The organism is Bradyrhizobium sp. USDA 4354 (assembly GCF_054060315.1).
Genome location: NZ_JBSSDC010000001.1, coordinates 4962851 through 4982117, shown reverse-complemented (window position 1 = coordinate 4982117; position 19267 = coordinate 4962851). Strand labels below are relative to the sequence as shown.

Sequence of the window (19267 nt, the reverse complement as noted above, 5' to 3'; positions counted from 1 at the left end):
ACAGTGCTTCTTAGTTTCGCTGTAATCTGCCTCATGGGGATTTGAGCGATCTCCCCACGAGGCGACACGCCCAAGCATCGCGTCCCGTTCGTTTCTTGCGAGGACGCATCATGTCTACATTCACGACTATCTCATCTGACAAACTGGCACGGCTGATCGGCACGGCGAACGCGCCTGCCCTGATCGATGTTCGCACCGAGGAGGATTTCGCCGCCGATCGGCGGCTGATCCCCGGCTCCATCAAGCTCAGCCACGACAATGTGACGGACTGGGGCGGCGCCTTTGCCGGCCGCCGTGCCGTCGTCTCCTGCTTCCGCGGCGAGAAGCTCGCGCAGGGCACCGCGGCCTGGCTACGCCAGCTTGGCGTGCAGGCCGAAACGCTGGAGGGCGGCTTCGAGGGCTGGAAGGCGGCCAAGCTGCCGCTGGTCGACGCCCGCAAGCTGCCGCCGAGCGATGCCAAGGGGCGCACCGTCTGGGTCACCCGGGCGCGGCCGAAGGTCGATCGCATCGCCTGCCCCTGGCTGATCCGCCGCTTCGTCGATCCCAACGCGGTGTTCCTCTATGTGGCGCCGTCCGAGGTGGTCGCCGTCGGCGAGCGCTTTGGCGCAGCCCCCTTCGACATCGAGAACGTGTTCTGGAGCCACCGCGGCGAGCTCTGCACCTTCGACGTCATGATCGAGGAATTCGGCCTTGCGACGCCGCCTTTGCTGCGGCTGGCCACGCTGGTGCGCGGCGCCGACACCGCGCGACCGGATCTGGCGCCGGAGGCACCGGGCCTGCTGGCGGCCTCGCTCGGACTGTCGCGCATGTATGACGACGACCTCGAGCAGCTCGAGGCCGGCATGACGCTCTACGATGCCTTCTACCGCTGGTGCCGCGACGCCACCACCGAGACCCACAACTGGCCGACCAACAAGGTGAAGGCGTAATGGACACCCGTAACGTTCAAGCAGGAGCTGACGCCGGTCACGGCGTCAGCTTCAATGAGGCCTTTCGCGTCTGGCTCCGCGTCGCGTCCTTGAGCTTCGGCGGGCCCGCGGGCCAGATCGCGGTGATGCACCGCATCCTGGTCGAGGAGAAGAAGTGGATCTCCGAAGGCCGCTTCCTGCATGCGCTGAATTACTGCATGCTACTGCCGGGACCTGAGGCGCAGCAGCTCGCGACCTATGTCGGCTGGCTGATGCATCGCACCGCCGGCGGGCTGATGGCGGGCGGCCTGTTCATCCTGCCCGGCATCATCGCCATCATGGGCCTCAGCTACATCTATGCCGCCTTCGGCAATGTCAGCTTCGTCGAGGCGCTGTTCTTCGGCCTCAAGGCCGCCGTCCTCGCCATCGTCGTCGAGGCCGTGGTGCGCGTCGGCAAGCGCGCGCTGAAGAACCGCATCATGATCGCGCTCGCCGCCGCGGCCTTCGTCGCCATCTTCTTCTTCGCGGTCCCGTTCCCGATCATCATCATCGCCGCCGGCATGATCGGCTATGCCGGCGCGCGGGCTGGCCGTCCGGAATTCGCGCCGGCCGGCCACGGCCACGGCGACAGCAGCGCCGCGATCGACAGCATGCTCGGCGAAGCCGTGCCCGATCACGTCCGCCCCAACACGGCGCGCGCGATCCGCGTCGGTGCGCTGTGGCTTGCGCTCTGGCTGGTGCCGGTCGTTGCGCTGCTGGTGGCCGTTGGCCAAGCCAATGTGTTCAGCCAAATCGCACTGTTCTTCTCGAAAATGTCGCTCGTCACCTTTGGCGGCGCATATGCGGTGCTGGCCTATGTCGCGCAGCAGGCGGTCGAGCACTATCACTGGCTGAGGCCGCACGAGATGCTCGACGGCCTTGGCATGGCCGAGACCACGCCGGGCCCGCTGATCATGGTGCTCCAATTCGTGGGCTTCATGGCGGCCTATCGCGATCCCAGCGGCCTGTCGCCCATGCTCGCGGCTACGCTCGGCGGACTGCTTGCGACCTGGGTCACCTTCACGCCCTGCTTCCTCTGGATCTTCGTCGGCGCGCCCTATATCGAGCGCCTGCGCGGCAACACGGGATTGGCCGGCGCACTCGGTGCGATCACCGCCGCGGTTGTCGGCGTGATCCTGAACCTCTCGATCTGGTTCGCCCTGCACACGCTGTTCCGCGAGACGGTGCCGGTGCATGCGTTTCCGCTGGATTTCGATAGGCCGGTGCTGACGAGCGTCGATCTCCCGGCGCTGGTCCTGGCAATTGCGGCGGCGACCGCGATCTTCCGGTTCAAGCTCGGGATGCTGACGGTGCTGGCGGGTAGCTGTGCGGCAGGCGTGGCGCTAAGGCTGGCGGGGGTGATTTAGGGCGTGTATTCATAGAGTTCGTCGCCTCCGGTTTGCTGTCGGAAGGCGACGTTGAAGTTGACGGGGCTGCATGCGGGCTCGGGCCAGAAGCGGCTACGGCTTATGAAGGAGGTTGATAGCCTCTTCGACGCATTCCTCCAAAATGTGCTCGCCCCCGAAACCATGCGAAGACGCTGTCAGCGCCGTGTCGTCGGCGCGAACCCCTCGGATTCCCAGCGAGGACGTGCGCGGACGGAGAAGTCGTGTGGTCCTGACGCCCGGGGTCTGTGCGTCAAGGCTTGCGGCGATGTGGCGGCCGACCGGCACGCGCATCGATCATCCGCAAGGCGACGGGGGCAATAGTGCATCGCTCCCCGAGGAGAGCACGAAGGACACCGTTAAAACCATTCGCGCAGGGAAGGCCGGGCGACCGGCACCACCTGTGGTCCACCCCGTGTGCATTTCTCATCGCGCACGGATCTCGGGTGCCCGCCGGCGCCCGGTCTTCCCTGCGCCCTTGTCATTTTCGAGGGCGGCACATGGAGCAAAACTCGGGCGAGCTGCGCCGCGAGAAGGCGAACGTTTGTCTGCTGTTTGAAGAGTGTAACGAGCGATGGCCTCGCCCCTTGCTCGTCATTGCGAGGAGCCCTTGCGACGAAGCAATCCAGAATCCCTCCGCGGAAAGATTCTGGATTGCTTCGCTGCGCTCGCAATGACGTGGGACGCGCTCGCCTCGCACTCGGTGTCATCGCCCGGCTTGCCGCCTTCGCTGAAGCTTCGGCGGCCGAGCACACTTGTGGCCCGGCGTAGCCTTGGCGGAGCCGGGACCGGGCGATCCAGTACTCCGAGACGGTAATGGTTGAGAAGAGAGGCCGCGGCGTACTGGATGCCCCGCCTTCGCGGGGCATGACAGGGTCATTGTGGCACTACCGCATCATCATCCGCGCGATCGCCTCGCCAATCACCACTGTCGTGAAATGCGTATTGGCGCGGCAGTCGGACGGCATAATCGAGGCGTCGGCGACACGCAGGCCGCTTATCCCTTTCACGCTGCCGTCGGGGTTGACCACACCATCTCCGTCGTTGACGCCGCTCATGCGGCAGCTGCCGGCGGCGTGCTGGATGTCGCCGGTCTCCCGCCGCAGCACCGCGTCGAGCTCGTGATCCGGGAGGCTAGCGGCCTGCGGCAGCGACAGATCTGTGTCAGCGAGCCGGATCCAGTCGGCGATGCCTGATAGCGCCGGCTGCGAGGTGATCACCGCGAGGCGCGTCACCGCATCCATCATCCGCACCATGTCGCGGGGGTCGGCCAGCATGTTCTCCTCGACAATGGGATCGATTCCAGGATCGGTCGAGGCCAGCTTGAGCGTCCCACGCGAATAGGCGTTGAACAGCCCCGCGCCGATCGCCCCGGGGTTACCGATGCCGCGGTGGTTGAACGCGATCAGGATCATGTCGCGCTTGCCACCATTGGCGAGGCCCGAGGAGTAGGTCACGCAGCAATTGGTGTGGCGCGTATCGGGATCGGTGGGACGAAGCTCCTCCCGGAGCTGGATCGTGGCACGAAACAGCGGGTGATCGAAGAAATGGCGGCCGACCGGCAGATCGCGCTCGACCGCGATCCCCATCGCCTTCAATTCCTCGGCAGGGCCAATGCCCGAGCGCAGCAGGATCGCCGGACTGTGAATGGCGCCGGCACAGAGCACGATCTGGCGCGCGCTGATGTCGTGGGTGCCCTGCCCTTCGATGTGGACGCGGACGCCGGTTGCCCGCCCGTCGCTGATCAGCACGCGATCGACCAGCGCATGGCCGCGTATTTCCAGATTGGCGCGGCCGCGGGCGGGCTCGAGATAGCCCTCATTGGTGGTGATGCGGCGCAAGTTGCGGCTGTTGATGGGATAGCTGGCGACGCCCTCGCCATCAGGACCGTTGAGGTCCGCGCACCAGGGGTAACCGCTCGCCAGCGCTGCATCGCGCAAGCCCCGGTCGATCGGTCCCCATGTCTCGGGCGGCGCGCGGTACACCGGCAGCGGTCCGCCGCGGCCGTGGCCATCGGCATCGCCGAACTCCAGATCGTCCTCGATCACCGAGAACAGCGGCATCACCTCCTTGGCCGACCAGCCGGTGCAGCCATTGGCCGCCCATTCGTCGAACGCATCGGCAACACCGCGGATCGCAATCTGGCCGTTCATCATCGACGAGCCGCCCAGCCCCTTGCCACGCCAGTAGAAGCGCGGCTCCTGCCCCGCCACGCGGCGCGTCAGCAGATCGGGCCACTGCCATTTCTCCTGGTACTCGCGCTTGTGGATGATCGGGATGGGATTCGGCGTCCGCACCTCCCACGGCGCCTCATCGGCGCGCCAGTCGCGGCCCGCTTCGAGCAGCAGGACGCGCCGTGCGGGATCCTCGGAGAGCCGTGCCGCAACGGCGGCGCCGGCGGAGCCGCCGCCGACAACAATGACATCGTACATCGCGTTACTTCTCGACATTCCAGAACAATGGGATGGCGGACGGTATCAGACCGCGCAGAGTGGCGCGATAGGCTGCCGGCTGCGCGAACTGACCCCACGGGATTGCGGGCGCCTGATCGTACATGACGGCCTGGATCTCGCCCGCGATCTTCTTGCGGTCCTCCTCGGCCGGCGCCTTGGCGAAGGCTTCCATCAGCGGCGTGATGCGCGCATCGCATTGCCAGCCGGTGAAGTCGGCGCAGTTGAAGGCGACCATGACGTTGGTCAGCGGCGAGCCGAGATCGAAACCGCCGGCGTGGACGCCATAGACGCTCCAGCCCTCCTTCTTGGCACGGCGCGCCAGCACGCTCGCCCAGTCCATCACCTGCAGGTCGACGTTGAAGCCGGCAGCCTTCAGCCGTTCGGCCAGCACCTGCGCCGAGACGCGCGGAGCTTCGAGATCGTTGGCCTCCATGACGACGACGGGCTCGCCGGCATATCTGGTCGCCTTCAGCGCAGCCTTCGCCGCCTCGATCGAGGGCTTGGCGGCGGCTTCCGTGGCGGCCTTGCTCTCATAGGTGGTGCCGCAGGTGAAGTAGGTCGCGCAGGGCGTGGCGTACTTGGCATCGAGGCCGAGCGCATCCAGCACCTCGCGCTGGTCGACCAGCTTCCACAGCACGCGCCTGATCTCGGGATCGTCGAACGGTTTCGACGCGGCGTTGAGGCGGTAGGCGCCGGCGAACATGTTGCCGCCGGTGAAGTTGACGAGTTTGACGCGCGAGTTCTTCTCCAACTGCGGCAGCAGATCGAACGGCGCGTATTGCATGAAGTCGACTTCGCCGGCCTGCAGCGCAGACGCGGCCGTTGCGCCGTCGGGAATGACGCGGATCTCGAGCGTGTCGATGTTGGCGCGCTTGCCGCCGGCCAGGAAGTCGGCGGGCTCGGGACGCGGCACATAGTCGGCGAACTTCTTCAGGATCATCCGGTCGCCGGTGCGGTGGTCGGCCTTGCTGTAGACGAACGGTCCGGAGCCGATGATCTCGGTGATGCGTTGGTCGCCGGGCGTCTTCGCAATGCGCTCGGGCATCATGAAAGCGACAGGGCTGACGGGATTGCCGAGCGCATCGATGACGAGGCCGGAGGGCTCCTTCAGCGTCAGCACGAAGGTTGTGGCGTCGGTCGGCTCGAGCGAGGCCGTTATCGCGAAGATGCGGCGGCCGAGCGCGCTGCGGGTGCCCCAGCGGCGCAGCGAGGCCACGCAATCGGCCGCCGTGACCGGCTGGCCATCATGCCACTTCAGGCCGTCGCGTAGCGTAAACGTATAGGTCAAGCCGTCGGCCGAGACTTTCCAGTCCTGCACCATTTGCGGCTTGATGTCGCCCTTGGAATCCTTCGCAAACAGCGTGTCGAACACCATGTAGCCGAACGTGCGCGAAATATAGGCCGTGGAGAAATGCGGATCGAGCGTGACGATTTCCGCCTCGAGCACCGCGACCAGGTTGCCCGCCGCATGCGCGGGCGCCGCCACCAGCGCGAGGCCGAACAGCGCCGGAATGAAAGCCTTCAGTTTGAACATTGAGTGTGTTTTTGCCTTTTGACCAGCCGTTTGCAGTCGCCAGGAAAAAGCAATGTTCGTGCCCCTACTTATGCGCTCGTGGCTATCTGCCACGCGTTTGCGGGATGCACAAACTTTGAGTTGGAGAGCAGCGCTCTCACCTCTCGTCATTGCGAGCGCAGCGAAGCAATCCAGAGCCTTTCCGCTGTGGGATTCTGGATTGCTTCGCTGCGCTCGCAATGACGAGGGGGGACAAATGCGCGCCCCCCTCGTGCCCCGGACGCGGCGCAGCGCTTCTTCAGCGGTGCGCCGCAGAGCCGGGGCCCATGTCTCCGAGCAATCCGTGCAGCATGGGTCCCGGCTCTGCGCAGCAGCGTTGCACGCAGCCGCGCGTCCGAGACAAGCGACCGCCCTACCCGATCACCCGACCGAACTTGTTCGACTTCGGGAAACCCTTCGGCGGCAGGCGGCCGGCGTCGGCGCGGGTGCCCTGCCACTCCGCGAGCTCCTTCATGGTCGCCGAGAATTCGCGTCCCGCGGAGTCGTTCCAGGTCAGGCCCGCCTTGGAGTCGAATACCGCAACGTCGGAAAGGCCGCCGTCCTTGTACTTCTGCAGGCGCACGCCGCGGCCGCGGGCCATTTCCGGCACCTGGTCGAGCGGGAAGACCAGCATCTTGCGGTTCTCGCCGATCACCGCGACGGTGTCACCGAGCACTTCGGTGATCGCGCGCGCCTCGTTCGGCATGTCGACGTTGAGGACCTGCTTGCCCTTCTTGGTGGTGCCGACACAATCGTCCTCGTTGACGATAAAGCCCTGGCCCTCGTGGCTCGCGACCAGGAACTTGCGCCCGCCCTTGTTGACGAACAGCGCAACGGGCGCCGCTTCCTGCTCGAGGTCGATGAACAGGCGGATCGGCTCGCCGTGACCGCGGCCGCCCGGCAGCTTCGCAACGTCGAGCGAGTAGAACTTGCCGTTGGTGGCGAACAGCAGCAGCTTCGAGGTCGTCTCGGCGAAGAAGGCGAAGCCGAGCTTGTCGTCCTGCTTGAAGGCGAGACCCGAAAGATCCTCGACATGGCCCTTCATGGTGCGGATCCAGCCCTTGTCGGAGACGACGACCGTCACCGGCTCGCGTTCGACGAAGGCCTCCTCGATCGCGGCGAGATCGTGCTCGGGCGCATCGGCAAAAGTGGTGCGGCGCTTGCCGAGCGGCGTCTTCGGCCCGAACATGTCGCGGACCTTGCCGACCTGCTCGGCGACCTTCTTCCACTGCTCGGGCTCGGAGGCCAGCAGGGCCTGGATGCCCTTCAGCTCCTTCCGCAGATCCTTGTCCTCGGTGCGGATCTCCATTTCCTCGAGCTTGCGCAGATTGCGCAGCCGCATGTTGAGGATGGAGTCGGCCTGCAACTCGGTGAGCTTGAACGCCTTGATCAAGGCCGGCTTCGGCTCGTCCTCGGTGCGAATGATCCGGATCACCTCGTCGATGTTGAGATAGGCGATCAGCAGACCGCCGAGGATTTCGAGCCGATGCTCGATCTCGCCCTTGCGGTAATTGGTGCGGCGGATCAGGACGTCGCGCAAATGATCGAGCCATTCGCGCAAGGCTTCCGCGAGGCCGACCACCTTGGGGATGCGCCCCTTGATCAGGACGTTGAGATTCAGCGGGATCTTGTTTTCGAGCTCGGTGAGACGGAACAGCGATTCCATCATCAGCGCGGGATCGACGTTCTTCGATTTCGGCTCGATGACGATGCGGACGTCTTCGGCCGATTCGTCCCTGATGTCGCCGACCAGCGGCAGCTTCTTCTGGTCGAGCAGCTCGGCGACCTTCTCGATCAGCCGCGACTTCTGCACCAAGAAGGGAATCTCGGTGACGACGACGACCCAGGCGCCTCGCGCGCCCTCTTCCTGCTCCCACCGCGCGCGAACGCGGAACGAGCCGCGGCCCGTGGTGTAGGCTTCTGCAATGGCCTGCTTGGAATCGACGCAGATGCCGCCGGTCGGGAAATCGGGCCCCTTGACCCACCTCATCAGCGCCTTGGACTTGGCGTCGGGCTTCTCGATCAGATGCAGCGCGGCCTCGCACAGCTCGGCGGCGTTGTGCGGCGGGATCGAGGTGGCCATGCCGACCGCGATGCCCTGCGCGCCGTTGGCGAGCAGGTTCGGGAAGCCGCCGGGCAACACGACCGGCTCCTTCGACTGGCCGTCGTAATTGGCGCGGAATTCGACGCCGTCCTCGTCGATGCCCTCGAGCAGAAGCCGCGCGACATCGGTCATGCGCGCTTCGGTGTAGCGGTAGGCGGCGGGGTTATCGCCGTCGATATTGCCGAAATTGCCCTGACCGTCGACCAGCGGATAGCGCGAGGAGAAGTCCTGCGCGAGACGGACCATGGCGTCGTAGATCGCCTGGTCGCCATGCGGATGGAACGAGCCCATCACGTCGCCGACGATCTTTGCGGATTTCTTGAATGCCGTGCCGGGGTCGAGCCGGAGCAGCCGCATCCCGTAGAGGATGCGCCGGTGCACCGGCTTCAGGCCATCGCGCGCGTCCGGCAGCGCGCGGTGCATGATGGTGGAGAGCGCATAGGCGAGATAGCGCTCTTCCAGCGCTTCCTGCAGCCGGACCTCGTGAATTTCGGCCGGTTCTTCCGGCGGAACGATTCGTTTTCCCATGCCGCCCGGTTAAACCGTGGAAGCGAATCGGGCAAGGATCGAATGGTTCCCCGTGGGCGGCCTACTGGCCTGCCCAGCCGGCCGTGAATGTCTGGGTTTTGGCCTGACCTGGCGTTTGGGCGGGCGCCGGCGCATTGGTCACGCAGCGGCGGGCCGCCTCGATCTCGGCCTCGGTCGCGCCGTGCGACCGCGCCCATGTCTCTGCGGCGGCAGCGGAATATTTCGCCACATAATACCGGACGAGCGTGCAGGACGCCCGGCGAAACACGCCAGGTTGCGGCTCGCCGGCCATTGCATCAGGCGCAAACGCAAGCAGCGCCGCGGACAAGGCGAATCCTCTGATCAACATTTAGGCTGTCCCCCAATGTGGAACCTGAAGGCGAACTCGATCGGCCCGATTCCGTTCCGTGGAACTCCATGCGGTGGAGCAATACAGAATCCCGATTGGCTCATGGCGCAGGGATTGCCGCCCTCGCCTGCTGCCGCATCAAGGCGTTGATGAAGCCGGCCCGCGCATCGGAATGGCCCTGCCCGCGCGGCTCCAGCACGTGGCGCAGCAGGAACAGGCCGGTCAGCCGGAAGCCGTCCTGGAGATCCTGTTCGGTGAGATCGCTTGCGGTTTCGCCATGCCGCAGAAACGGGGGCAGACGCAGCAGCCGGTCACGCCACGGCTCGCCCGCGCCGCGCGACACCGCGCCGCCGGATTTCGGCGAGACGTAGATCAGGTCCGTGGTCTCGCCGGTCACCGCGCAATTGTCCAGCGCCAGGCCGAAGCCGAGCTCGGCGAGCATCGCCAGCTCGAAATGGATCACGTGCACGGCGGCGCTGCCGATGTCGTCGAAATCATCCAGCGAATGTTCGAGCAGCGCAAAGATGTCTTCGTGCGGATCGCGTTCCGGCAAGAGCCGCGCGACCGAGGCGAGATGGGTGACGCCATAGACGCCGTGGGACGATGCCAGCAGCGTCGCCGCGCGCAGCTTCAATCCCTCGATGGCATAGGTCCCGAGATGCTCGTCGAGCCGGGCTCGCCACACCGCGCTGACGCTGTTCCCCGGCTGCAGCAAGGGCCGCATCCGTGAGCCGGCGCCGCCGCGGACGAGCCCGAGATGCCGGCCGTGCGCGCGCGTCAGGAGCTCGACGATGGCGCTGCTCTCGCCATGCCGCCGCACGCCCAGCACGATGCCTTCGTCGGTCCATTCCATGGGAGAAAGTCTAGCGCAATTCGAGCTGTCGTAGGGTGGGCAAAGCGAAGCGTGCCCACCAATTTTCACCGACCATACGCCGGGGAATGCGGTGGGCACGGCGCGCGAAAGCGCGCCTTTGCCCACCCTACGGCATCGCCCGAAAACTCACGCGTCGAACCAGCCCTGCGCGTCGCCGGTGAAGGAGAAGTACAATCCCATCGTCGTCAGCGCGCAGGAGACGATCTCGATGGCGCTGTCGAGCTCCATGCCCTTCTCCCCGATGATCTGGCCGAGCGAGATCACCGACAGCACGAGGGCCGCCGCCAGCACCCAGCGCGGCCAGTTCTTGCGCCAGTGCGCAGCGAGCCAGACGAAATAGACCAGCAGCAGGATCATGCCGCCGGCGAGCAAAGTCGCCGTCATGATCATCTGCTCGGTCACCTCGGCGCTGGGCGTGCGGTCCTGCACGGCGACCGAGAGGGCGTCCAGCATCAACGATGCATAGAGCAGCGCTTCGAAGCGCCGGACGTTGCTGGGCACGCTCATCGGATACCGATCTTGTCTTGGTTATTCCTTGGGGAAGTCCAGGCCCATCTCGCGGTAGCGGTCGGGATCGTCGCCCCAATTCTCGCGCACCTTGACGAACAGGAACAGGTGCACCGGCACGTCCAGGATCTGCATCAGCTCTTTCCGCGAATCCGCGCCGATCGACTTGATGGTGGCGCCGCCCTTGCCGAGCACGATCTTGCGCTGGCTTTCGCGCTCGACGAAGATCGTCTGCTCGATGCGCACCGACTTGTCCTTGCGCTCCTCCCACTTGTCGGTCTCGACCGTGGACTGGTAGGGCAATTCCTGGTGCAGCTTCTGATAGATCTTCTCGCGCGTGATCTCGGCCGCGAGCTGCCGCATCGGCGCGTCCGACATCTGGTCCTCGGGATAGAGGAATGGGCCCGGCGGCACCATTTCCGCAAGCGTCTTGCGGATGTCGTCGACGCCGTCGCCCGAGATCGCCGCGATCATGAACGTCCGCGCGAACTTCATGCGCTCGTTGGCGGCCTGGGCCAGCGCCAGCAGCTTCTCGCGCTGGACCAGATCGACCTTGTTGATGACGAGGATCTTCTCGTGATTGACGCTGGCCGCCTTGGCGAGGATCGCCTCAGCCTCCTCGTCGATCCCGGTCTTGGCATCGAGCAGCACGCAGACGAGATCGGCGTCATGCGCCCCGCTCCAGGCGGTCGAGACCATGGCGCGGTCGAGCCGGCGCTTGGGCAGGAAGATGCCGGGCGTGTCGACCAGGATGATTTGCGCGTTGCTCTCGATGACGATGCCGCGGATCAGCGCACGCGTGGTCTGCACCTTGCGCGAGACGATCGTGACCTTGGCCCCGACCAGCGCGTTGACCAGTGTGGACTTGCCGACATTTGGCGCGCCGATCAGCGCAACGAAGCCGCAGCGCGTTGCGGTGGGCGCCTCGCCGCTTGCTTCAGCCGTCATTGCCGCCGCCAACGCCTTCGCGTTCGATCATCACCGAAGCTGCCACCTTCTCTGCCGCGCGCTTGCTGCCGCCGATGCCCTCGGCCGGCGCCAGCCCCGGCAGATCGACCGCGACACGGAACTGCGGATCGTGATGCGGGCCGGTGCGCTCGACCTCGCGGTAAACCGGCGTCGGCAATCCCTTGCCCTGCGCCCATTCCTGCAGCACGGTCTTGGGATCGCGCAAGGGACGGCGCGGCTTGTGCATGCGTTCGGTCCAGTTGCGCTTGACGAATTCGGCTGCCGCAGCATGGCCGCCGTCGAGGTAGATGGCGCCGATCACGGCCTCGCAGATGTCGCCGAGGATGGATTTGCGCAGACGGGCATCGGCGCTGGAGCCGACCGAGCCGAGCTTGATGTCGTCGAGCAGACCGAGCGACTTGGCGACGTCGGCGCAGCTTTCCTTGCGCACGAGCTCGGCAAGGCGCTTGGACAGCTCGCCCTCGTCGGCGTTCGGGAACGCATGATAGAGCATGTCGGAGACGACGAGCCCGAGCACGTGGTCGCCGAGGAATTCCAGCCGCTGATAGCTGTCGCCGCGCTTGCGACCGGACTTCAACGCCGAGACATGCGTGATCGCCTGCATCAGCATATTCGGGTCGGCGAAGCTGTGGCCGATGCGCGCCTCGAGCGCCGCGTTGGCATCCGTGCCCTTGGCCTTGCTGCTCCGCGCCCGCTTCTTCTTGGCAGGCGGCTTGTCTGCGGGCGTCTTGTTTGCAGGCGTGTTGGTCGCAGCTTCCCCTTCGGGGCCCGCTTGCGCCTCGATTGGTTGGGTCGCGATGTCCTTGGCTTCGTCTTTCATCGGACGATTTTGAAGAAGCGATTCCAGCGCACCGCCCACGGCCAGCGCCAGAACATCCAGGCATGCTCGCCTTCGGCGATGGAGAAGAAGATCATCTGGGCGCGGCCGATCAAATTCTCCTGCGGCACGTAGCCGACCTGGCCGAGAAAGCGGCTATCGGTGGAGTTGTCGCGGTTGTCGCCCATCATGAAGAAGTGACCGGGCGGCACCATGTAGACGTTGGTGTTGTCCATGTAGCCGTTGTCGGCGCAATCCAGCGTCTCGTAGGACACGCCGTTCGGTAGCGTCTCCTTCCAGCGCTTCACCCGGGAGATGCCCCCGCCTTCCGAGCCGCAGGGGTCCTCGCCGACATATTCGCTCATGCGCTGCCGCTCGACGGGCGCGTCGTTGATGTAGAGCAGCCCGTCCCGCATCTGGACGCGGTCGCCGGGAAGGCCGATCACGCGCTTGATGTAGTCGGTGGAATCGTCCTTCGGCAGGCGAAACACGACGATGTCGCCGCGGTTCGGATCCGAGCCCCAGATTCGTCCCGAGAACAGCGGGGGCGAGAACGGGACCGAATAGTGGCTGTAGCCGTAGGAGTATTTCGAGACGAACAGGTAATCGCCGACCAGCAACGTCGCCTTCATCGAGCCGGACGGGATGTTGAAGGGCTGAAACAGGAAGGTGCGGATCACCAGCGCGATCAGGAGAGCATGAATGACGACCCGGATCGTTTCACCGACGCCGCTCTCAGTTTTCGTTCCTGAAGTCACGCTCATTGCTCTCTCAATTCCGGCCGGCGGTCACAGAGCGCCCTCCTGGCGCGAACAGCCCATTGCTTCGCGGCCCATGGAGATTGTCCTGATTCTGATAGTGAGGGCCAATTCCGGCGTAAAGCCGAATTCGCCCAAGCTGATTTGCGTCGCCGGACTTTTAGACGGTTGTCGGAGGCCACGCAATCAAGGATCGCATCAAATCTGAATAAGGCATTGATTTCAAATACGAATTATAAAATCGAGCGGATCGCGTCAGGACTTCGCCTGCGGCACGGCGGAAATGATGACAAAGGCCTGCGCCAGCGGCCAGTCGTCGGTGATCGAGACGTCGATCCGCGCCTCGAACCCCTGCGGCGTCAGGGCCTGGAGCCGGGCCAGAGCGCCGCCGGTCAGTTGCATGGTCGGCCGTCCGCCCGGCAGGTTGACCACCCCCATGTCGCGCCACCAGACGCCCCGCCTGATGCCGGTGCCGAGCGCCTTGGAGCAGGCTTCCTTGGCGGCGAAGCGCTTGGCGTAGGTCGCCACCACCATCTTCTCGTTCTTGGCGCGCCGCTCCGCCTTGGCCCGCTCGGCCGCGGTAAAGATGCGGTCGAGGAAGCGCTCGCCATGGCGCTCGATCACCTTGGCCACGCGGGTGATGTCGATGAGGTCGGAGCCGATGCCGATGATCATGCCCGGCTCCGGCCGCGGTCCATCGCCGCGCGCATGCTGCGCACGGTCTCGGCCAGCCCCACGAACAGCGCCTCGCCGATCATGTAGTAGCCGATATTGAGCTCCTTGATCTCCGGCAGCGCCGCGATCGTCTCCGCCGTCGCATAGTCCAGGCCGTGCCCGGCATGGACCTCGAGGCCCGCTTCCTTGGCGAGCTTTGCCCCCGCCACGATCCGCTGCCATTCGGCCTCGGCCTTGTCGGTGTGGCCGTCGACGACGGCGTCGCACCAGGCGCCGGTGTGGATCTCGATCACGGGCGCGCGCAGCCCTGCCGCCATCTCGATCTGGGCGGGATCGGCAGCGATGAACAGCGAGACCCGGATGCCGGCATCGTTCAGCCGCGCGATATAGGGCGCGAGCGCGTTGTGCTGGCCGACCACATCCAACCCGCCTTCGGTCGTCACCTCCTGGCGCCGCTCCGGCACGAGGCACACCGCGTGCGGCTTGGTGGCCAGCGAGATGCGCATCATGTCGTCGGTCGCCGCCATCTCGAAATTGAGCGGCTTGGAGATCTCCGCCTTCAGCCGCGCCATGTCCTCGTCGCGGATATGCCTGCGATCTTCGCGCAGATGGGCGGTGATGCCGTCGGCGCCGGCCTCGATCGCGAGCAGCGCCGCGCGCACCGGATCTGGATTGCGGCCGCCGCGCGCGTTGCGCAGGGTTGCGACATGGTCGACATTGACGCCGAGGCGGAGCGGAGATGCGGGCATTTCAGAACTCACGAAATCAGGGCGATAGGCGCGTACGCAAAGCGTCTATCCATTAACACGTTCGACGCGGGCGACGACCGCCTTCGCACGCAGCTGGGCCAGGATCGCGCTCAGGTGCTTCAGGTCGTAGACTTCGAGATCGATCGTCGTCTCCGTGAAGTCGGGCGAGCGGCGCTGCATGCTGATGTTGTCGATGTTGCCGTCGTGCTCGGCGATCACGGTCGCGATCTGCGCCAACGCGCCGGGTTCGTTGACGTTCTCCACCTTGATGCGGGCCGGGAAGCGCTGCGGCGCGGAGTCCTCGATGTCCCAGCGGACGTCGAGCCAGCGCTCCGGCTCTTCCTCGAAATCCTTCAGGGCCGGCGCCTGGATCGGATAGATCGTGATGCCCTCGCCCGGCGTGACGATGCCGACGATGCGATCGCCGGGCACGGCGCCGCCGTTCGGAGCGAACTTCACCGGAAGGTCGGAATTGATGCCGCGGATCGGGATCGCAACCGGGCTGCGCGGCTCCGAGGATTTCTCCTTGAGCTTGGCCGCAAGCCCCTTCTTGACGCCGTAGCGCGCGATGCGTTCCTCCTTGTAGTCCGGATACATCGCACGCGCGACGTTGGAGGCCTTGATCTCGCCGCGGCCGACCGCCGCCATGACATCGTCGATCGAGGTGCGCGCGAGCCGCGGCAGCGCGCCCTTGAGCTTATCGTCGGCATAATCGATCTTGGCTCGCTCGAACAGACGCTCGACGATGCGCCGGCCGAGCCCGGCATATTGGTCGCGCACGGCGGTGCGCGTGGCGCGCCGGATCGCGGCGCGTGCCTTTCCAGTGACCGCCAGCGTCTCCCAGGCCGACGGCGGCGCCGATTGCGCCTCCGAGGTCAGCACCTCGACCTCGTCGCCGTTCTGGAGTTCCGAGGACAGCGGCGCGAACTTGCCGTTGATCTTGCAGCCCACCGCGCTGTTGCCGACGTCCGTGTGCACCGCATAGGCGAAGTCGATCACGTTGGCGTGGCGCGGCAGCGCGATCAGCTTGCCCTTCGGGGTGAAGCAGAACACCTGGTCGTGGAACAGCTCGAGCTTGGTGTGCTCGAGGAATTCCTCGGGATTGGCGCTCTCGGAGAGGATTCCGATGGTGTGGCGCAGCCAGGCGAACGCGTTGGACTCGCGCTTGAGGTATTCGGTCGGCGAGCCCACGTCCTCCTTGTAGAAGACGTGCGCGGCAATGCCGCGCTCGGCGATCTGGTCCATCGCCTCGGTGCGGATCTGGAGCTCGACGCGCTGATTGCCGGGGCCGATCACCGTGGTGTGGATCGAGCGGTAGTCGTTCTGCTTCGGCGTCGAGATGTAGTCCTTGAAGCGCCCCGGCACGACCGGCCAGGTGGTGTGGACGATCCCGAGCGCGCGATAGCAGGCCTCGATGTCGCTGACGACGAGGCGAAAGCCGAAAATGTCGGACAATTGCTCGAAGCCGACCGACTTGCGCTCCATCTTGGTCCAGATCGAGAACGGCTTCTTGCGGCGGCCATAGACCCGCGCCCCGAGACCCCTGTGGCGCAGATTGTTGGAGAGCTGGTCCTCGATCTCGCCGATCAGGTTGCGGTTGCGCTCGGCGAGCGCGTCGAGCCGCTGCATCACGACCGAATAGGCTTCGGGATCGAGGGTGCGGAAGGACAGATCCTCCAGCTCCTCGCGCATTTCCTGCATGCCCATGCGCCCCGCCAGCGGCGCGTAGATGTCGAGCGTTTCCTCGGCGATGCGCCGTCGCGATTCCGTCGGCACGAAATCCAGCGTGCGCATGTTGTGCAGGCGGTCGGCGAGCTTGACCAGAAGCACGCGGACATCATCGGCAATGGCCAGCAACAATTTGCGCAGGTTCTCGGCCTGCTTGGCCTCCCTCGAGACCAGCTCAAGCCGCTTCAGCTTGGTCAGGCCCTCGACCAGCGCGCCGATTTCGGGTCCGAAGATCTGGTCGATCTCGGCCCGCGTCGCCTCGGTGTCCTCGATCGTATCGTGAAGCAGCGCGGCCACGATGGTGGCATCGTCGAGCTTCAGGTCGGTGAGAATCGCCGCCACTTCGAGCGGGTGCGAGAAATACGGATCGCCCGAGGCGCGGGTCTGCGAACCGTGCGCCTTCATGGCGTAGACATAGGCGCGATTCAGCAGGTCTTCGTTGGTGTTGGGATTGTAGGATCTGACGCGCTCGACGAGGTCATATTGACGCATCATCCGCGTGCGGGGCCTGGCCGGGCGCGCGACCGGCGCAGTCGGGGCCACGGCAACCGATTCGGTTGCGGCCTGCATCTGCGTGGATCTGCGGCGCCGATATACCATGCCGTTCCTGCCTTCAAACGGGCCCTGAGCCGGCCCGTTGCATACATCCTAGCTCCGATCGCGCTTGTGTCCGATCAATTCGGTGACAGGGCGCAGCGCCAACCGGCAACGCTATGGTAACCACGAAAAGGTCAACAAAAGCAAAGGCCCGAACGACGGTTCGGGCCTTTGATAAGATCACAAGAAGTCGATGATCGCGACGGAGGAATTACTCGTCTTCCTCAGGCTGCTCCTCGGGCGGCGCGAGGCCTTCCAGGCCCTTCAGGAGCTCCTCCTCGGTCATGCGCTCCACGGCGACCTCGGTGTCGTCCGCATCGACGCTGGCGCCCGCGGAACCGATCAGAGGCACCGTATCCGGCTCGGGCTCATCCACCTCGACGAACTTCTGGAGCGAGTGCACCAGCTCCTCGCGGAGGTCCTCCGGCGAGATCGTCGTCTCGGCAATTTCACGCAAAGACACAACAGGGTTCTTGTCGTTATCGCGGTCAACCGTTAGTTGTGAACCGGACGAGATCATGCGGGCCCGGTGGGCGGCCAGCAGGACCAGGTCAAACCGGTTGTCGACCTTGTCGATACAATCTTCTACGGTGACGCGAGCCATGGACTGTCGCTCCGTTGTGGGTGGGACGAAAGATGTGGATGATCGGGGCTAGTTATAGGGGCCGGGACGGTTTCGCAAGGCCAATTTGTGATTTGGCCTCGCCAAACGGCTCTGATACCCCCACATTGGGGCTGGGACGGGTGGTTTTTCGGGCTGCCAGCGAGGGCGGCCCTCCGGTGTATGCGAGTCCGCCATAACTATACCTTGATTGCCCCGACTTCTCCGGATTGCGGTTTCGACGGGTCTCAGCGTCACTTTAGAACTGCGCGGCTTGCTGTCGCCGCGCCAACAAAAAACGATCAATCACGAACACTACGCGAGCAAACTGAATGTCACTTTCTCCTACCAACAAGATCGCGCTCTTCATCGACGGGGCCAATCTCTACGCGACGGCGAAAACTCTGGGCTTCGATATCGATTACAAGCGCCTGCTGAAGGAGTTTCAGAGCCGCGGGACGTTGTTGCGGGCGTTCTATTACACCGCCATCATCGAAGACCAGGAATACTCCTCGATCCGACCGTTGATCGACTGGCTGGACTACAACGGCTACACCGTCGTCACCAAGGCGACCAAGGAATTCATCGACGCCTCCGGCCGCCGCAAGGTGAAGGGCAACATGGACATCGAGCTCGCGGTGGACGCCATGGAGCTCGCCGAGCACATCGACCAGATGGTGCTGTTCTCGGGTGACGGCGACTTCCGCTCCCTGGTCGAGGCCGTGCAGCGCCGCGGCGTGCGGGTGACGGTGATCTCCACCATCGCCAGCCAGCCGCCGATGATCGCCGACGAGCTGCGCCGCCAGGCCGACGTCTTCACCGACCTCGTCGAGCTGCAATCCAAGCTCGGCCGCGATCCCTCCGAACGCCCCGCCCCGCGTGACCGCGGCGAGCGTGGCGAACGCCACCACGCCCCGCAATTCCTCCAGCGCGCAACCACGATGGCGCCGAGGGGCGATGACGACTTCGAGGAGTGAGGCGGCCCGGTCAAGCCGCCAGCCTTCCACCGTCGTTCCCGACCGTGACTGCCCGCTCTGTCCGCGCCTGGTCGCCTTTCGCGAGGCGAACCGCGCGCGCGAGCCATCGTGGCACAATGCGCCGGTTGCTCCCTTCGGCGACATCAGCGCGCGTCTCCTGATCGTCGGCCTCGCGCCGGGGATGCAGGGCGCCAATCGAACGGGGCGTCCCTTTACTGGCGACTACGCCGGCGACCTGCTCTACGCCACGCTGCTCGAATACGGCTTTGCCAAGGGCACCTATCAGGCGCGTCCCGACGACGGCCTGAAATTAGTCGACTGCCGTATCGCCAATGCCGTGCATTGCGTGCCGCCGCAGAACAAGCCGCTGCCGGTGGAGATCACCACCTGCCGCCGGTTTCTCATCGCGAATCTCGAGACGATGCCGAACCTGCGCGCGATCGTCGCGCTCGGGCGAATTGCGCACGACAGCGTGCTCAAGCCGCTGAACCTGAAGGCCTCTCAGGCCCCGTTCAGCCACGGCGCCGTGCATCAGGCCGGCGCATTCAGGCTCTACGACAGCTATCACTGCTCCCGCTACAACACCAACACCGGCGTGCTGACGCCGGACATGTTCCGGAGCGTGTTCGCGAAGGTGAAGGCGGATCTCGATTAAAGCACGGGCGCGCGTGCGGCCATGTGCAATGTTCAAACCGTC

At 65.2% G+C, this 19267-nt stretch carries 17 protein-coding genes; 4 read left to right on the top strand and 13 right to left on the bottom strand.

Annotation, left to right across the window (positions count from 1 at the left end; genetic code table 11):
* Positions 1 to 110 precede the first annotated feature (110 nt).
* The gene (locus ACVIIV_RS23030; RefSeq protein WP_456746197.1) at positions 111 to 929 is read left to right on the top strand and encodes a chromate resistance protein ChrB domain-containing protein; all 819 of its coding nucleotides are present in this window, start codon (positions 111 to 113) and stop codon (positions 927 to 929) included.
* Positions 929 to 2314, top strand: coding sequence for a chromate efflux transporter (gene chrA, locus ACVIIV_RS23025; protein WP_456746196.1), 1386 nt, complete (start codon positions 929 to 931; stop codon positions 2312 to 2314). The genes ACVIIV_RS23030 and chrA overlap by 1 nt, the downstream gene beginning before the upstream one ends.
* A gap of 905 nt (positions 2315 to 3219) precedes the next feature.
* Here the strand turns inward: chrA and ACVIIV_RS23020 are convergent.
* The 13 genes from ACVIIV_RS23020 to rpoZ form a co-directional block, all read right to left on the bottom strand.
* A complete protein-coding gene (locus ACVIIV_RS23020; RefSeq protein WP_456746195.1) occupies positions 3220 to 4764 on the bottom strand; it encodes a GMC family oxidoreductase in 1545 nt (514 codons plus the stop codon).
* Between the two features lie 4 nt (positions 4765 to 4768).
* Entirely contained in the window at positions 4769 to 6319 is a 1551-nt protein-coding gene (locus ACVIIV_RS23015) for an ABC transporter substrate-binding protein (protein ID WP_456746194.1), read from the bottom strand.
* 391 nt (positions 6320 to 6710) lie between these two features.
* Entirely contained in the window at positions 6711 to 8969 is a 2259-nt protein-coding gene (gene parC / locus ACVIIV_RS23010) for a DNA topoisomerase IV subunit A (protein WP_456746193.1), read from the bottom strand.
* Positions 8970 to 9030: 61 nt separating this feature from the next.
* Positions 9031 to 9318 carry a hypothetical protein gene (locus tag ACVIIV_RS23005; protein WP_456746192.1) on the bottom strand — a complete coding sequence of 96 codons (288 nt, stop codon included), beginning with the start codon at positions 9316 to 9318 and terminating at the stop codon, positions 9031 to 9033.
* Positions 9319 to 9418: 100 nt separating this feature from the next.
* Positions 9419 to 10171, bottom strand: coding sequence for a DNA repair protein RecO (gene recO, locus ACVIIV_RS23000; protein ID WP_456746191.1), 753 nt, complete (start codon positions 10169 to 10171; stop codon positions 9419 to 9421).
* A 147-nt stretch (positions 10172 to 10318) separates the two neighbouring features.
* Positions 10319 to 10699 (bottom strand): hypothetical protein, encoded by a 381-nt coding sequence (locus tag ACVIIV_RS22995; protein WP_456746190.1) that lies wholly within the window; start codon positions 10697 to 10699, stop codon positions 10319 to 10321.
* A gap of 21 nt (positions 10700 to 10720) precedes the next feature.
* Entirely contained in the window at positions 10721 to 11647 is a 927-nt protein-coding gene (gene era / locus ACVIIV_RS22990) for a GTPase Era (protein WP_456746189.1), read from the bottom strand.
* Entirely contained in the window at positions 11637 to 12488 is an 852-nt protein-coding gene (gene rnc, locus ACVIIV_RS22985) for a ribonuclease III (protein ID WP_456746188.1), read from the bottom strand. The genes era and rnc overlap by 11 nt, the downstream gene beginning before the upstream one ends.
* Positions 12485 to 13249: a signal peptidase I gene (lepB, locus tag ACVIIV_RS22980; protein WP_456746187.1), complete on the bottom strand. Its 765-nt coding sequence runs from the start codon at positions 13247 to 13249 to the stop codon at positions 12485 to 12487. Before lepB ends, rnc begins: the two co-directional genes overlap by 4 nt.
* A gap of 249 nt (positions 13250 to 13498) precedes the next feature.
* Positions 13499 to 13918 (bottom strand): holo-ACP synthase, encoded by a 420-nt coding sequence (acpS, locus tag ACVIIV_RS22975; RefSeq protein WP_456746186.1) that lies wholly within the window; start codon positions 13916 to 13918, stop codon positions 13499 to 13501.
* On the bottom strand, positions 13915 to 14667 hold the full coding sequence (locus ACVIIV_RS22970) for a pyridoxine 5'-phosphate synthase (RefSeq protein WP_456746185.1): 753 nt from the start codon (positions 14665 to 14667) through the stop codon (positions 13915 to 13917). The genes acpS and ACVIIV_RS22970 overlap by 4 nt, the downstream gene beginning before the upstream one ends.
* 45 nt (positions 14668 to 14712) lie before the next feature.
* Entirely contained in the window at positions 14713 to 16995 is a 2283-nt protein-coding gene (locus ACVIIV_RS22965) for a RelA/SpoT family protein (RefSeq protein ID WP_456746184.1), read from the bottom strand.
* 208 nt (positions 16996 to 17203) lie between these two features.
* Positions 17204 to 17596 (bottom strand): DNA-directed RNA polymerase subunit omega, encoded by a 393-nt coding sequence (gene rpoZ / locus ACVIIV_RS22960; RefSeq protein ID WP_007603391.1) that lies wholly within the window; start codon positions 17594 to 17596, stop codon positions 17204 to 17206.
* Between the two features lie 329 nt (positions 17597 to 17925).
* Here rpoZ and ACVIIV_RS22955 point away from each other — a divergent pair, with 329 nt between their 5' ends.
* Positions 17926 to 18570 (top strand): LabA-like NYN domain-containing protein, encoded by a 645-nt coding sequence (locus ACVIIV_RS22955; RefSeq protein ID WP_456746183.1) that lies wholly within the window; start codon positions 17926 to 17928, stop codon positions 18568 to 18570.
* The gene (locus ACVIIV_RS22950) at positions 18551 to 19225 is read left to right on the top strand and encodes a uracil-DNA glycosylase (protein WP_456746182.1); all 675 of its coding nucleotides are present in this window, start codon (positions 18551 to 18553) and stop codon (positions 19223 to 19225) included. Before ACVIIV_RS22955 ends, ACVIIV_RS22950 begins: the two co-directional genes overlap by 20 nt.
* Positions 19226 to 19267: the final 42 nt, after the last annotated feature.

Excerpts from the sequence above, each read along its gene's own strand:
- ACVIIV_RS23030 (WP_456746197.1), top strand. The coding sequence starts at position 111 with ATGTCTACATTCACGACTATCTCATCTGACAAACTGGCACGGCTGATC.
- chrA (WP_456746196.1), top strand. The coding sequence starts at position 929 with ATGGACACCCGTAACGTTCAAGCAGGAGCTGACGCCGGTCACGGCGTC.
- ACVIIV_RS23020 (WP_456746195.1), bottom strand. The coding sequence starts at position 4,764 with ATGTACGATGTCATTGTTGTCGGCGGCGGCTCCGCCGGCGCCGCCGTT.
- ACVIIV_RS23015 (WP_456746194.1), bottom strand. The coding sequence starts at position 6,319 with ATGTTCAAACTGAAGGCTTTCATTCCGGCGCTGTTCGGCCTCGCGCTG.
- parC (WP_456746193.1), bottom strand. The coding sequence starts at position 8,969 with ATGGGAAAACGAATCGTTCCGCCGGAAGAACCGGCCGAAATTCACGAG.
- ACVIIV_RS23005 (WP_456746192.1), bottom strand. The coding sequence starts at position 9,318 with ATGTTGATCAGAGGATTCGCCTTGTCCGCGGCGCTGCTTGCGTTTGCG.
- recO (WP_456746191.1), bottom strand. The coding sequence starts at position 10,171 with ATGGAATGGACCGACGAAGGCATCGTGCTGGGCGTGCGGCGGCATGGC.
- ACVIIV_RS22995 (WP_456746190.1), bottom strand. The coding sequence starts at position 10,699 with ATGAGCGTGCCCAGCAACGTCCGGCGCTTCGAAGCGCTGCTCTATGCA.
- era (WP_456746189.1), bottom strand. The coding sequence starts at position 11,647 with ATGACGGCTGAAGCAAGCGGCGAGGCGCCCACCGCAACGCGCTGCGGC.
- rnc (WP_456746188.1), bottom strand. The coding sequence starts at position 12,488 with ATGAAAGACGAAGCCAAGGACATCGCGACCCAACCAATCGAGGCGCAA.
- lepB (WP_456746187.1), bottom strand. The coding sequence starts at position 13,249 with ATGAGCGTGACTTCAGGAACGAAAACTGAGAGCGGCGTCGGTGAAACG.
- acpS (WP_456746186.1), bottom strand. The coding sequence starts at position 13,918 with ATGATCATCGGCATCGGCTCCGACCTCATCGACATCACCCGCGTGGCC.
- ACVIIV_RS22970 (WP_456746185.1), bottom strand. The coding sequence starts at position 14,667 with ATGCCCGCATCTCCGCTCCGCCTCGGCGTCAATGTCGACCATGTCGCA.
- ACVIIV_RS22965 (WP_456746184.1), bottom strand. The coding sequence starts at position 16,995 with ATGGTATATCGGCGCCGCAGATCCACGCAGATGCAGGCCGCAACCGAA.
- rpoZ (WP_007603391.1), bottom strand. The coding sequence starts at position 17,596 with ATGGCTCGCGTCACCGTAGAAGATTGTATCGACAAGGTCGACAACCGG.
- ACVIIV_RS22955 (WP_456746183.1), top strand. The coding sequence starts at position 17,926 with ATGTCACTTTCTCCTACCAACAAGATCGCGCTCTTCATCGACGGGGCC.
- ACVIIV_RS22950 (WP_456746182.1), top strand. The coding sequence starts at position 18,551 with ATGACGACTTCGAGGAGTGAGGCGGCCCGGTCAAGCCGCCAGCCTTCC.